Source organism: Streptomyces sp. NPDC107765 (genome assembly GCF_055657085.1).
Genome location: NZ_JBVKBL010000012.1, coordinates 124,910 through 137,992, shown reverse-complemented (window position 1 = coordinate 137,992; position 13,083 = coordinate 124,910). Strand labels below are relative to the sequence as shown.

11 protein-coding genes are annotated in these 13,083 nt (G+C 70.8%); 6 read left to right on the top strand and 5 right to left on the bottom strand.

Going from position 1 to position 13,083, the window contains the following annotated elements; translation table 11 throughout:
• The first annotated feature begins 65 nt into the window (after positions 1–65).
• The 6 genes from ACZ7MX_RS27200 (at position 66) to pgi (ending at position 6,225) form a co-directional block, all read left to right on the top strand.
• Positions 66–1,268, top strand: coding sequence for a phosphoglycerate kinase (locus ACZ7MX_RS27200; RefSeq protein WP_472135855.1), 1,203 nt, complete (start codon positions 66–68; stop codon positions 1,266–1,268).
• A 6-nt stretch (positions 1,269–1,274) separates the two neighbouring features.
• Complete coding sequence (gene tpiA, locus ACZ7MX_RS27195; protein WP_030411884.1) at positions 1,275–2,051, top strand: triose-phosphate isomerase; 777 nt, start codon at positions 1,275–1,277, stop codon at positions 2,049–2,051.
• A gap of 157 nt (positions 2,052–2,208) precedes the next feature.
• Positions 2,209–2,445, top strand: coding sequence for a preprotein translocase subunit SecG (secG, locus tag ACZ7MX_RS27190; RefSeq protein WP_030411885.1), 237 nt, complete (start codon positions 2,209–2,211; stop codon positions 2,443–2,445).
• Positions 2,446–2,598: 153 nt separating this feature from the next.
• Positions 2,599–2,934 carry an RNA polymerase-binding protein RbpA gene (locus tag ACZ7MX_RS27185; RefSeq protein WP_016578660.1) on the top strand — a complete coding sequence of 112 codons (336 nt, stop codon included), beginning with the start codon at positions 2,599–2,601 and terminating at the stop codon, positions 2,932–2,934.
• A 279-nt stretch (positions 2,935–3,213) separates the two neighbouring features.
• Positions 3,214–4,515, top strand: coding sequence for an MFS transporter (locus ACZ7MX_RS27180; RefSeq protein ID WP_472135854.1), 1,302 nt, complete (start codon positions 3,214–3,216; stop codon positions 4,513–4,515).
• Between the two features lie 57 nt (positions 4,516–4,572).
• Entirely contained in the window at positions 4,573–6,225 is a 1,653-nt protein-coding gene (gene pgi, locus ACZ7MX_RS27175; protein WP_472136004.1) for a glucose-6-phosphate isomerase, read from the top strand.
• Positions 6,226–6,438: 213 nt separating this feature from the next.
• Here pgi and pgl read toward each other — a convergent pair whose 3' ends face one another.
• The 5 genes from pgl to tkt are packed head-to-tail and all read right to left on the bottom strand — an operon-like array spanning position 6,439 to position 13,075.
• Positions 6,439–7,221 carry a 6-phosphogluconolactonase gene (gene pgl / locus ACZ7MX_RS27170; protein ID WP_472135853.1) on the bottom strand — a complete coding sequence of 261 codons (783 nt, stop codon included), beginning with the start codon at positions 7,219–7,221 and terminating at the stop codon, positions 6,439–6,441.
• Positions 7,218–8,300, bottom strand: coding sequence for a glucose-6-phosphate dehydrogenase assembly protein OpcA (gene opcA, locus ACZ7MX_RS27165; RefSeq protein ID WP_472135852.1), 1,083 nt, complete (start codon positions 8,298–8,300; stop codon positions 7,218–7,220). Before opcA ends, pgl begins: the two co-directional genes overlap by 4 nt.
• Complete coding sequence (gene zwf, locus ACZ7MX_RS27160; protein WP_472135851.1) at positions 8,297–9,829, bottom strand: glucose-6-phosphate dehydrogenase; 1,533 nt, start codon at positions 9,827–9,829, stop codon at positions 8,297–8,299. Before zwf ends, opcA begins: the two co-directional genes overlap by 4 nt.
• A 5-nt stretch (positions 9,830–9,834) precedes the next feature.
• Positions 9,835–10,953 carry a transaldolase gene (gene tal / locus ACZ7MX_RS27155; RefSeq protein ID WP_472135850.1) on the bottom strand — a complete coding sequence of 373 codons (1,119 nt, stop codon included), beginning with the start codon at positions 10,951–10,953 and terminating at the stop codon, positions 9,835–9,837.
• A 34-nt stretch (positions 10,954–10,987) separates the two neighbouring features.
• Positions 10,988–13,075, bottom strand: coding sequence for a transketolase (gene tkt / locus ACZ7MX_RS27150; protein ID WP_472135849.1), 2,088 nt, complete (start codon positions 13,073–13,075; stop codon positions 10,988–10,990).
• Between the last annotated feature and the right edge of the window lie 8 nt (positions 13,076–13,083).

Below are 13,083 nucleotides of genomic sequence, written 5' to 3'. Positions count from 1 at the left end.
TACGGCGCGACGAAGCGTCGTACGAGCCCCGTCCTGCGACCGAATCAAGCGACGGAGCACTTCCCATGAAGACGATCGACGACCTCCAGGTAGCGGGACAGCGGGTCTTTGTCCGCGCCGACCTGAATGTCCCGCTGGACGGCACCACCATCACCGACGACGGCCGGATCCGCGCCGTCGCCCCGACGATCGCCAAGCTCACCGAGCGTGGCGCCAAGGTGATCGTCGCCTCCCACCTGGGCCGCCCCAAGGGCGCCCCGGACCCGGCCTTCTCCCTGGCCCCCGCCGCTCAGCGGCTCGGTGAACTCCTCGGCCAGGACGTGGCGTTCGCGACCGACACCGTCGGCGAATCCGCCGCCGCCGTCACCGCGGGCCTCGCCGACGGCCAGGTGGCCGTGCTGGAGAACCTCCGCTTCAACCCCGGCGAGACCAGCAAGGACGACGCCGAGCGCGGCGCCTTCGCCGATCAGCTCGCCGCCCTCGCCGACCTCTACGTCGGCGACGGCTTCGGCGCCGTGCACCGCAAGCACGCCTCCGTCTACGACCTGCCCCAGCGCCTGCCGCAGGCCGCCGGTGACCTCATCGCCACCGAGGTCGGCGTCCTGAAGAAGCTCACCGAGGACGTCAAGCGCCCGTACGTCGTCGTGCTCGGCGGCGCCAAGGTCTCCGACAAGCTCGCCGTCATCGACGAGCTCCTCGGCAAGGCCGACCGCCTCCTGATCGGCGGCGGCATGGCGTACACCTTCCTCAAGGCCAAGGGTTACGAGGTCGGCATCTCCCTCCTCCAGGAGGACCAGATCCCGGTCGTCACGGAATACATGGAGCGCGCCGAGAAGAACGGCGTCGAGCTGGTCCTGCCGGTCGACGTCCTGGCCTCCACCGACTTCCCGGACCTGAAGACGAAGGCCCCCGCCGACTTCGAGACCCTCGACGCCGACAAGATCCCCTCCGACAAGGAGGGCCTGGACATCGGCCCGAAGACCCGCGAGCTGTACGCTTCCAAGCTGGCCGACGCCGCGACCGTCTTCTGGAACGGTCCGCTCGGTGTCTTCGAGCACCCGGACTACGCCGGTGGCACCCGTGCCATCGCCCAGGCGCTCGTCGACAGCGATGCCTTCACCGTGGTCGGCGGTGGCGACAGCGCCGCCGCGGTCCGCCTGCTGGGCTTCGACGAGAAGGCATTCGGCCACATCTCGACCGGTGGCGGCGCCAGCCTCGAATACCTCGAAGGCAAGACGCTCCCCGGCCTCGCCGCTCTGGAGGACTGAACAACCGTGAGTGACCGCACCCCGCTGATGGCGGGCAACTGGAAGATGAACCTCAACCACCTCGAGGCCATCGCACACGTCCAGAAGCTCGCCTTCGCCCTCACCGACAAGGACTTCGACGCCGTAGAGGTCGCCGTCCTGCCGCCCTTCACCGACCTCCGCTCGGTGCAGACGCTGGTCGACGGCGACAAGCTCAAGATCAAGTACGGCGCGCAGGACCTCTCCGCGCACGACTCCGGCGCGTACACCGGTGAGATCTCCGGCGCGATGCTCGCCAAGCTCAAGTGCGCGTACGTGGCCGTCGGCCACAGCGAGCGCCGCCAGTACCACGGCGAGAACGAAGAGATCTGCAACGCCAAGGTCAAGGCCGCCTTCAAGCACGGCATCACCCCGATCCTCTGCGTCGGCGAGGGCCTGGACGTCCGCAAGGCCGGCAACCACGTCGCGCACACCCTCGCCCAGGTCGACGGCGGCCTCGCGGACATCCCGGCCGAACAGGCCGAGACCATCGTGATCGCCTACGAACCGGTGTGGGCCATCGGCACCGGCGAGGTCGCCACCCCCGAGGACGCCCAGGAGGTCTGCGCGGCCATCCGCGGCCGCCTGGCCGAGCTCTACAGCCAGGAGCTGGCCGACAAGGTCCGCATCCAGTACGGCGGCTCGGTCAAGTCCGGCAACGTTGCCGCGATCATGGCGCAGCCGGACGTCGACGGCGCCCTGGTCGGCGGCGCGGCACTGGACGCCGACGAATTCGTCAAGATCGTCCGCTTCCGCGACCAGTAGCAGCCGCGCAACACCAGCAACTATGACGAGGGCGAGCCCTCGTCGTACCCTGTCGGGGCCGGGACCGGTGCACCAGCGCCGACCCGGCCCCGCACCATATGTTCCACGTATCGTGATCCCTACGTCCGTCCGTCAGTCCTAGAGAGTTGGTCCAGCCGTGGTCATCGGATTCTCGATCGCCCTCATCGTCTTCAGCCTGCTGCTGATGATGCTGGTGCTCATGCACAAAGGGAAGGGCGGCGGTCTGTCCGACATGTTCGGCGGCGGCATGCAGTCCTCGGTCGGCGGCTCCTCGGTCGCCGAGCGCAACCTGGACCGCATCACCATCGTGATCGGTCTGCTGTGGTTCGCCTGCATTGTCGTCCTCGGCGTCCTGATGAAGCTCGGCAGCTGACATACCGTCGGGGACGCGGCCTATCATGAGGGCGGCGTCCCGGGACGGTAACTCCGCTCACTGGACGCGCGTTGGGCCTTACGTAGACTGTGGCGTTCCGCAGCGCAGCTGATGTGAAGGCTTTGCAGCACCATTACGCAGGGAGTAACGACCGTGGCAAGTGGCAACGCGATCCGAGGAAGTCGGGTCGGGGCGGGGCCGATGGGGGAGGCCGAGCGCGGCGAGTCCGCGCCGCGCATCCGCATCTCCTTCTGGTGCTCCAACGGGCACGAGACGCAGCCCAGCTTCGCCGGCGATGCGCAGGTTCCGGACACCTGGGACTGCCCGCGCTGTGGTTTCCCGGCAGGCAAGGACCGGGACAGCCCGCCGGACCCGCCGCGCACCGAGCCCTACAAGACCCACCTCGCCTACGTCCGTGAGCGCCGCAGCGACGCCGACGGCGAGGCGATCCTCGCGGAGGCGCTCGCCAAGCTCCGCGGCGAGATCTGACGGAACAGACAGATGGCCGGCCCGGCCGGAGGGAACCCCCCTCCGGCCGGGCCGGCCGCGTTCGCGCGAGCCGCCGCCCCTCGGCCCTCCGTCGCACCGGTCTTCCGTCGCATCTGAGGCAGCGGATGGGGAAGCTGCCCGAGGCCCGTTGTCAGTGGTCGCCCGTACCGTAGGAACATGCGCACGGTGGGTGAGTGCGTGACTGCGAAGTGTTGCCGTGTGGGCGAAGCGCCGCCGCGTACGGCGGCCACGGATGACGACGGCCGAACGGGGGGCGAGATGACGGACAAGGTGGTGCGCGCGACGGCGGACCGGACGGTGGGTGCTGCCGGCCCGCTCACCTGGCGCGGGGGCTTCGGCCGGCTGTGGACCGCGGCCGCCGTCTCCCGCTTCGGCGACGCCCTGCGCGGCACGGCCCTGCCGCTGCTGGCCTACTCCCTCACCGACTCCCCCCTGCTGATCTCCCTGGTCACCGTCTGCGGCTTCCTGCCCTGGCTGCTGTTCGGACTGGTCAGCGGCGCGGTCGCGGACCGCATGGACCGGCGCCGGGCCATGTGGACGGTCGACGTGGCCCGCGGTCTGCTGGTGGCCGGCTTCGCGTTGGCCGTGGCGACCGGCCGGGCCGGCATCGGACTGCTGCTCGCGCTGGCCTTCGCGCTCACGACCCTCCAGACGCTGTTCGACAACGCAGCCACGGCCCTGCTGCCCGCGCTCGTGCCCCAGGAGGCACTGCCCACCGCCAACGCCCGGCTGCTGACCGGCCAGGAGGTCGCCCACCGGTTCCTCGGCGGACCCCTCGCCCCGGCGCTCGTCGCGCTCGGTGCCGCGCTCCCCTTCCTCGTCGATGCCATGACGTACCTCCTCGCGGCCGGTCTCGTCGCCTCCCTGCGCACCCCGCCACCGGCCCGCCCGCCGGCCGCCACCGGACGCACCCTGCGCCGCGACCTCACCGAGGGCATACGGGAGTTGTGGCGCGACCGGGTACTGCGGGCGTTCTGCCTGTCGGTGGCGCTGGCCAACACCGGCATGGGGGCGCTCATCGCCACCCTGGTGGTGGTCGTCAAGGACGGCCTGGGCGCCGGGAACACCGGCTACGCCGTCATCACGACCGGATACGGCATCGGAACGGTGCTGGGCGGCCTCTGCGCGGCCCGGATCCTCGCCGCGGCCGGCAGCCCGTTCCGCGCCGCGTTCCTCATCGGAGTGCTGCAGACCTTGCTCCTGGTGGGCTTCGGGACGGTGCCCGCGGCCGGCGCCGCGGCGGTGCTCCTCGGCCTGTTCGGCTTCGCCGGCACGGTGGCCACCGTTCTTGAGGCCACCGTCGTCCAACGGCGCGCCCCGGCCGCCCTTCTCGGCCGCATCAGCGCCGCGTTCCGGACGGTGTCCCTCGGCACCGCACCCCTCGGCGGACTGCTCGGCGGCGCAGCCGCCACGGCGTACGGCCCCGGCAGCCCCGCCCTCCTCGCCGCCGGCCTGCTGGGCCTCGCCACCCTGGCACTCCTCCCCGCCCGTCCACCGGTTCGTCAGATGCCGGACAGCGCACCGACCGACAGCGGACAGATACCTCATACCGCGCCCTGATCAATTAGGTTGGGAGATGGCGGGGCCGGTACGAGATGAAGAAGGCTGATGTCCGAGATGAACCCACAAGGCCGCAGCAGGCTCGACCAGATGCCTGAGTGGACCGCGCTGAGCAAGCACCGCGAGCAGCTGGGGGAGGTGCACCTCCGCGAACTGTTCGAGCGCGACCCCGCGCGCGCCGACCGCTACACCCTCCAGGTCGGCGACCTGTACCTGGACTACTCCAAGCACCTGGTCACCGACGAAACCCTGCGGCTGCTCGGCGACCTGGCCGCGGCGACCGGCGTGGCCGAACTGCGCGACGCGATGCTCTGCGGCGACAAGATCAACGTCACCGAGCAGCGGTCCGTACTCCACACCGCGCTGCGCGCACCGGGCTCCGCGGTCATCAAGAGCGACGGCACCGACGTCGTCCCCGCCGTCCAGCACGTCCTGACCAAGATGGGCACCTTCTCCGACCGGGTCCGCTCCGGCGACTGGAAGGGCCACACCGGCAAGCGCATCAAGACGGTCGTCAACATCGGCATCGGCGGCTCGGACCTCGGCCCCGCCATGGCCTACGAGGCGCTGCGCGCCTACACCCACCGGGACATGCAGTTCCGCTTCGTCTCCAATGTGGACGGCGCGGACCTGCACGAGGCCGTCCGCGACCTCGACCCGGCCGAGACGCTCTTCATCATCGCCTCGAAGACCTTCACCACCATCGAAACGATCACCAACGCCACCTCGGCCCGCAACTGGCTGCTGACCGGCCTCCGGGCCGACGAGTCAGCCGTCGCCAAGCACTTCGTCGCCCTCTCCACCAACACGGAGAAGGTGACCGAGTTCGGCATCAACCCGGACAACATGTTCGAGTTCTGGGACTGGGTCGGCGGCCGCTACTCCTACGACTCCGCGATCGGCCTCTCGCTGATGATCGCCGTCGGCAAGGAACACTTCCGCGAGATGCTGGCCGGCTTCCACCTCGTCGACGAGCACTTCCGCTGTGCCCCGCCGCAGGAGAACGCCGCGTTCCTGCTGGGTCTCCTCGGCATCTGGTACGGCAACTTCTGGGACGCCCAGTCGCACGCGGTACTGCCCTACAGCCACTACCTCTCCAAGTTCACCGCTTACCTCCAGCAGCTGGACATGGAGTCCAACGGCAAGTCCGTGGACCGCGAGGGCCACCGGGTCACCTGGCAGACCGGCCCGGTCGTCTGGGGCACCCCCGGCACGAACGGCCAGCACGCCTACTACCAGCTGCTCCACCAGGGCACGAAGATGATCCCGGCCGACCTCATCGGCTTCGCCGAACCGGTCGCCGACCTGCAGCCCGGCCTGGTGGCCCAGCACGACCTGCTGATGGCCAATCTCTTCGCCCAGGGCCAGGCACTGGCCTTCGGCAAGACGCCCGACGAGGTGCGCGCCGAGGGCGTGGCCGAGGAACTGGTCCCGCACAAGACCTTCCAGGGCAACCGCCCCACCACCACGATCCTCGCGAAGGAACTCAGCCCGTCCGTACTCGGCCAGTTGATCGCCCTGTACGAGCACAAGGTCTTCGTCCAGGGCGCGGTCTGGAACATCGACTCCTTCGACCAGTGGGGCGTCGAACTCGGCAAGGTCCTCGCCAAGCGCGTCGAACCGGCCCTCACCGAGGGCGCCGACGTACCGGGCCTCGATCCCTCGACCACCGCCCTGGTCGCCAAGTACCGCGCCCTCCGCGGCCGCTGACCCCCCGCCAGCCCACCACCCCCAGCCAAGCCCGACCGAGGGGCCGCGACGCCACACCGTCGCGGCCCCTCGCGGCTGAACACGCCGGTGCCACCCGCACACACGCCGCGGGCCCCGCCCTCAAGGAGGACGGGGCCCGCAGGGCACAAAGGATGGCCGGCCGCGAAAGCCGCCCACTCGGGCCGAGCTGCCCACTCGGACCGAGCCGTCGGCTCAGGCCGACGCCGGTGGGTAGAGACTGCGCGGCAGTTGGGCCGCGGCGGGCTCGTCGAGGAGCCAGAGCGTGCGGCTGCGGCCGCGCGCGCCGGCCGCCGGGGCCTGGACCTCGCCCGCGCCGGAGAGCGCGATGGCCGCCGCGTTCGCCTTGTCCTCGCCGGCCGCCAGCAGCCAGACCTGCCGGGCCGCGCGGATCGCGGGCAGGGTCAGGGAGATCCGGGTGGGCGGCGGCTTGGGCGCACCGTGCACCCCGACCACCGTGCGCTCGGTCTCCCGTACGCCGGGGAGCTCCGGGAAGAGCGACGCGACGTGGGTGTCCGGGCCGACGCCGAGCAGCAGGACGTCGAAGGACGGGACCGGGCCGTGGTCCTCCGGGCCTGCCGCGGCGGCGAGTTCGGCGGCGTACGCCTCGGCGGCGGCGTCCGGGTCGTTGCCGTACGGGCCGTCCGCTGCGGGCATCGGGTGCACCCGGGCCGGGTCGAGCGGGACGCTGTCGAGCAGCGCCGCGCGGGCCTGGGTGTCGTTGCGCTCCGGGTCGCCCGCGGGCAGGAAGCGCTCGTCGCCCCACCACAGGTCGAGCCGGGACCAGTCCACGGCGTCCCGGGCGGGCGCCTCGGCGAGGGCAGCGAGCAGCCCGTTGCCGTTGCGCCCGCCGGTCAGCACGATGGCGGCGGAGCCGCGGGCGGCCTGGGCGTCCACGATCTTCGTGATCAGCCGGGCCGCCGCGGCCCTCGCCATCAGCTCCTTGTCGCGGTGGACGACGACTTGGGGAGCACTCACTTGGTGGCCGCCTTCTTGGCGGGCGCCTTCTTCCCCGAGGACGCGGACTTCGCCGGGTTGCCGTCGGCGGACGCCGCCGGTTCGCCCTCGGCCGTCGTGCCCTTGGTGTCCGCCGGGCCCTCGCTGCCGCCGCCGGCCGGCCGGTCGCTGCTGCCGTCGCCGAGGCGTTCCACGCCGAACTTCAGGGCGGCGGCGTAGATGTCGTCCGGGTCGAGCCGGCGGAGCTCCTCGGCGAGCAGTTCCGCGGTCTCCCGGCGCTTGAGCGCCACCGAGCGGTCCGGCTGGCCGGGCATGGAGAGCGTGGCCAGCGAGGCCTCGGGGCGGTCGAGCACTATGGGGCCGCCGCTGGACTGCATGCGTACCGCCGTCAGGCCGGGGCCGCCCGAGACCTTGCGGGAGACCGGGACGTTCAGCCGGCTGGCGAGCCACATGGCGAGCAGCTCGCAGCTGGGGTTGAACTCCTCGCCCTCGACCTCGGCGGAGGTGACCGTGCACGGGCCCTGGTCGAGCGCCGCCGCCAGCATGGAGCGCCAGGGCGTGATCCGGGTCCAGGACAGGTCGGTGTCGCCCGGCGTGTACGTTTCGGCGCGCGCGGAGAGCTCCTGCACCGGGCTCTCGGAGGCGTAGGCGTCGGTCACCCGGCGCTGGGCGAGCGCGCCCAGCGGGTCCTTGGCCGGGTCCAGCGGGGCGTTGACCGCCCACCAGACCACCACCGGGGCGTCCGGCAGCAGCAGTGGCAGCACCACGGACTGGGCGTGGTCGATCGCCTCGCCGTAGAGCCGCAGGACGACCGTCTCGCCGGTGCCGGCCTCGGTGCCGACCCGCACTTCCGCGTCCAGGCGGGCCTTGGCGCGGTCGCGCGGCGACCGGCTGACCCGCTTGATGACGACGAGGGTGCGCGAGGGGTGCTCCCGGGACGCCTCGTTGGCGGCCTTGAGGGCGTCGTAGGCATTCTCCTCGTCGGTGACGATGACGAGGGTGAGCACCATGCCGATGGCGGGGGTGCCGACGGCGCGACGGCCCTCCACCAGCGCCTTGTTGATCTTGCTGGCCGTGGTTTCCGTCAGATCGATCTTCATGGCCGACGCCAGCTCCGTCCGTCTCGTGCGAGCATTTCGTCCGCCTCGGCCGGGCCCCAGGTGCCCGCCGGGTACTGCGCGGGCTTCCCGTGCCGGTCCCAGTACTCCTCGATCGGGTCGAGGATGCGCCAGGACTGCTCGACCTCCTCCAGTCGCGGGAAGAGGTTGGCGTCGCCCAGGAGCACGTCGAGGATCAGGCGCTCGTACGCCTCGGGGCTGGACTCGGTGAAGGACTCGCCGTAGGCGAAGTCCATCGAGACGTCCCGGACCTCCATCGAGGTGCCGGGCACCTTGGAGCCGAACCGCACGGTCACGCCCTCGTCCGGCTGGACGCGGATGACCAGGGCGTTCTGGCCCAGTTCCTCGGTGGCGGTGTGGTCGAAGGGGGAGTGCGGGGCGCGCTGGAAGACGACCGCGATCTCGGTGACCCGGCGGCCCAGCCGCTTGCCGGTGCGCAGGTAGAAGGGGACGCCCGCCCAGCGGCGGTTGTCGATCGACAGCTTTATCGCGGCGTAGGTGTCGGTCTTCGACTTCGGGTTGATGCCGTCTTCCTGGAGGTAGCCGACGGCCTTCTCGCCGCCCTGCCAGCCGGCCGCGTACTGCGCGCGCACCGTCTCCTTGCCCAGGTCCTTCGGCAGCCGTACCGCGCCGAGCACCTTGGTCTTCTCCGCGACCAGGGCGTCGGCCTCGAAGGAGGCGGGCTCCTCCATGGCGGTCAGTGCGAGCAGCTGGAGGAGGTGGTTCTGGATGACGTCACGGGCCGCGCCGATGCCGTCGTAGTAGCCGGCCCGGCCGCCGATGCCGATGTCCTCGGCCATCGTGATCTGGACGTGGTCGACGTAGCTGCGGTTCCACAGCGGCTCGAACATCGTGTTGGCGAAGCGCAGCGCCAGGATGTTCTGGACGGTCTCCTTGCCCAGGTAGTGGTCGATCCGGAAGACCTCGTGGGGCGGGAAGACCTCGTGGACGATCCGGTTGAGCTCCTGGGCGCTTTCGAGGTTGTGCCCGAACGGCTTCTCGATGACCGCGCGGCGCCAGGAGTCCTCCTTCTGGTCGGCCAGTCCGTGCTTCTTGAGCTGCTGGACGACCTTGGGGAAGAACTTCGGCGGCACGGACAGGTAGAAGGCGAAGTTGCCGCCGGTGCCCTGGGCCTTGTCGAGCTCGTTGATGGTGTCCTTGAGGGTCTCGAACGCCACGTCGTCGTCGAAGTCGCCCTGGACGAAGCGGCAGCCCTGCACCAGTTGCTGCCAGACCTCCTCGCGGAACGGCGTACGGGCGTGTTCCTTGACCGCCTGGTACACCTCCTGCGCGAAGTCCTCGTTCTCCCACTCCCGGCGGGCGAATCCGACGAGGGAGAAGCCGGGCGGAAGCAGGCCGCGGTTCGCCAGGTCATAGACGGCGGGCATCAGCTTTTTCCGGGACAAATCGCCCGTGACGCCGAAGATGACCAGGCCCGACGGCCCCGCGATGCGCGGGAGCCGTCGGTCCGCGGCGTCACGAAGCGGGTTCGCTCCATGAACAGCGGTCAAGGGGATCAGCCCTCCGAGGGAGCGAGGCGCTTGAGCTCCGCCTCGGTCGACTTGAGCAGGTCGTTCCAGGAGGCCTCGAACTTCTCGACGCCCTCGTCCTCCAGGAGCTGCACGACATCGTCGTACGCGATGCCGAGCGCGCCGAGCGCGTCGAGATCGGCCTGCGCCGCCTCGTAGGTGCCGGCGATGGTGTTGCCGGTGATCTCGCCGCGCGCCGCGGTGGCCTCCAGGGTGGCCTCCGGCATGGTGTTGACCGTGCCCGGGGCGACCAGCTCGTCCACGTACAGCGTGTCCTTGTAGGCCGGGTCCTTGACGCCGGTCGAGGCCCACAGCGGACGCTGCTTGTTGGCGCCGGCCTTGTCCAGGGCGGCCCAGCGGTCGGAGGAGAAGACCTCCTCGTACGCCTGGTAGGCCAGCCGGGCGTTGGCCAGCGCGGCCTTGCCCTTGAGGGCCTTGGCCTCGTCGGTGCCGTTCTTGTCCAGGCGCTTGTCGATCTCGGTGTCCACGCGGGACACGAAGAACGAGGCCACCGAACGGATCAGGGACAGGTCCAGGCCCGCGGCCTTGGCCTTCTCCAGGCCCGCGAGGTAGGCGTCCATGACCTCGCGGTAGCGCTCCAGCGAGAAGATCAGCGTGACGTTGACGCTGATGCCCAGGCCGATGACCTCGGTGATCGCCGGCAGGCCCGCCTTGGTGGCCGGGATCTTGATCAGCGTGTTCGGGCGGTCCACCAGCCACGCCAGCTGCTTGGCCTCGGCGATGGTCGCCGCGGTGTGGTGGGCAAGGCGCGGGTCCACCTCGATGGAGACCCGGCCGTCCTGCCCGCCGGTGGCGTCGAAGACCGGCCGCAGGATGTCGGCGGCGTCCCGGACGTCCGCCGTCGTGATCATGCGGATGGCTTCCTCGACGGTGACCTTACGGGCGGCGAGGTCGCTGACCTGCTGCTGGTAGCCGTCGCCCGAGGAGATCGCCTTCTGGAAGATCGACGGGTTGGTCGTGACGCCGACGACGTGCTGCTGGTCGATCAGCTCGGCGAGGTTGCCGGACGTGATGCGCTTGCGCGACAGGTCGTCCAGCCAGATCGCGACGCCTTCGTCCGAGAGGCGCTTGAGTGCGTCTGTCATGGGTTCTGCATCTCCTACTCGTCGTGTACGTGCGTCAGCGCGCGGCGGCTTCGAGCGACTCGCGGGCGGCGGCGGCGACCGCGTCGGCGGTGAAGCCGAACTCGCGGAAGAGGACCTTGCCGTCGGCCGAGGCGCCGAAGTGCTCCAGCGACACGATGCGTCCGGCGTCGCCCACGAAGCGGTGCCAGGTCAGACCGATGCCCGCCTCGACGGCGACCCGCGCCTTGACCGACGGCGGCAGCACGCTGTCGCGGTACTCCTGGTCCTGCCCCTCGAACCACTCGACACACGGCATCGACACCACGCGGGTCGGGATGCCGGCGGCCTGCAGCTGCTCGCGCGCGTCGACGGCGAGCTGCACCTCGGAGCCGGTGCCGATCAGCACGACCTGCGGGTCGCCGCCGTCGGCCTCGAAGAGCACGTAACCGCCCTTGGCGGTGTCCTCGTTGGCCGGGTACGTCGGGACGCCCTGGCGGGTCAGTGCGAGGCCGTGCGGGGCACCCACGCCGAACTTCTTCGTGTAGCGCCGGAGGATCTCGCGCCAGGCGAGCGCGGTCTCGTTGGCGTCGGCCGGGCGCACGATGTTCAGGCCCGGGATGGCGCGCAGCGAGGCCAGGTGCTCGACCGGCTGGTGGGTCGGGCCGTCCTCGCCCAGACCGATGGAGTCGTGCGTCCACACGTACGTCACCGGCAGGTGCATCAGGGCCGACAGCCGGACGGCGTTGCGCATGTAGTCGGAGAACACCAGGAAGGTGCCGCCGTAGATGCGGGTGTTGCCGTGCAGCGCGATGCCGTTCATCTCCGCGGCCATGGAGTGCTCGCGGATGCCGAAGTGGATGGTGCGGCCGTACGGGTCGGCCTCCGGCAGCGGGTTGCCCTCGGGCAGGAACGACGACGTCTTGTCGATCGTGGTGTTGTTGGAGCCCGCGAGGTCCGCGGAGCCGCCCCACAGCTCAGGGATGACCGCGCCCAGCGCGTGCAGCACCTTGCCGGACGCGGCGCGGGTGGCGACCGGCTTGCCGGTCTCGAAGACGGGGAGGTGGTCCTCCCAGCCCTCGGGCAGCTCGGTGGCGGCGATCCGGTCGAACTCCGCGGCGCGCTCCGCGTTGGCGGTGCGCCAGGCGGCGAAGGACTTCTCCCACTCCTTCTTGGCGTCCCGGCCGCGGTCGAGGGCGCCGCGGGTGTGCGCGAGCACCTCGTCGGTGACCTCGAAGTGCTTCTCCGGGTCGAAGCCCAGCACGCGCTTGGTGGCCGCGACCTCCTCCTCGCCCAGCGCCGAGCCGTGCGCGGCCTCGGTGTTCTGGGCGTGCGGGGCCGGCCAGGCGATGATCGAGCGCATCGCGATGAACGACGGCTTGTCGGTCACCGCCTTCGCGGCCTCGATGGCGCGGAACAGCGCCTCGGGGTCGAGGTCGCCGTTCTCCTTGGGCTCCACGCGCTGGACGTGCCAGCCGTAGGCCTCGTACCGCTTCACGGTGTCTTCGGAGATGGCGGTCTCGGTGTCGCCCTCGATCGAGATGTGGTTGTCGTCCCACAGCATGATGAGGTTGCCGAGCTTCTGGTGGCCGGCCAGCGAGGACGCCTCGGCGGAGATGCCCTCCTGGAGGCAGCCGTCGCCGGCGATCGCGTAGATGTAGTGGTCGAACGGCGAGGAGCCCTGGGCCGCGTCCGGGTCGAACAGACCGCGCTCGTAACGGGCCGCCATGGCCATGCCGACCGCGTTGGCGACACCCTGGCCCAGCGGGCCGGTGGTGGTCTCCACGCCGGTGGTGTGGCCGTACTCCGGGTGGCCGGGGGTCTTCGAGCCCCAGGTGCGGAAGGCCTTGAGGTCGTCCAGCTCCAGGCCGTAGCCGGCCAGGAAGAGCTGGATGTAGAGCGTCAGGCTGGAGTGGCCCGCGGAGAGGACGAACCGGTCGCGGCCGGTCCAGTCGGCGTCCGCCGGGTCGTGCCGCATGAGCTTCTGGAACAGCACATAGGCGGCGGGCGCCAGGCTCATGGCCGTACCCGGATGGCCGTTACCGACCTTCTGCACGGAGTCCATGGCCAGGACCCGGACGGTGTCCACCGCCCGCTGGTCCAGTTCGGTCCACTCGAATTCTGTGGTGGTCGGCTTGGTGCTCACCCTGAGTC

What these genes read in the sequence shown, in the direction of transcription:
- ACZ7MX_RS27200 (WP_472135855.1), top strand. Translation starts at nt 66, where the DNA reads ATGAAGACGATCGACGACCTCCAGGTAGCGGGACAGCGGGTCTTTGTC.
- pgi (WP_472136004.1), top strand. Translation starts at nt 4,573, where the DNA reads ATGAACCCACAAGGCCGCAGCAGGCTCGACCAGATGCCTGAGTGGACC.
- opcA (WP_472135852.1), bottom strand. Translation starts at nt 8,300, where the DNA reads ATGAAGATCGATCTGACGGAAACCACGGCCAGCAAGATCAACAAGGCG.
- tal (WP_472135850.1), bottom strand. Translation starts at nt 10,953, where the DNA reads ATGACAGACGCACTCAAGCGCCTCTCGGACGAAGGCGTCGCGATCTGG.
- ACZ7MX_RS27180 (WP_472135854.1), top strand. Translation starts at nt 3,214, where the DNA reads ATGACGGACAAGGTGGTGCGCGCGACGGCGGACCGGACGGTGGGTGCT.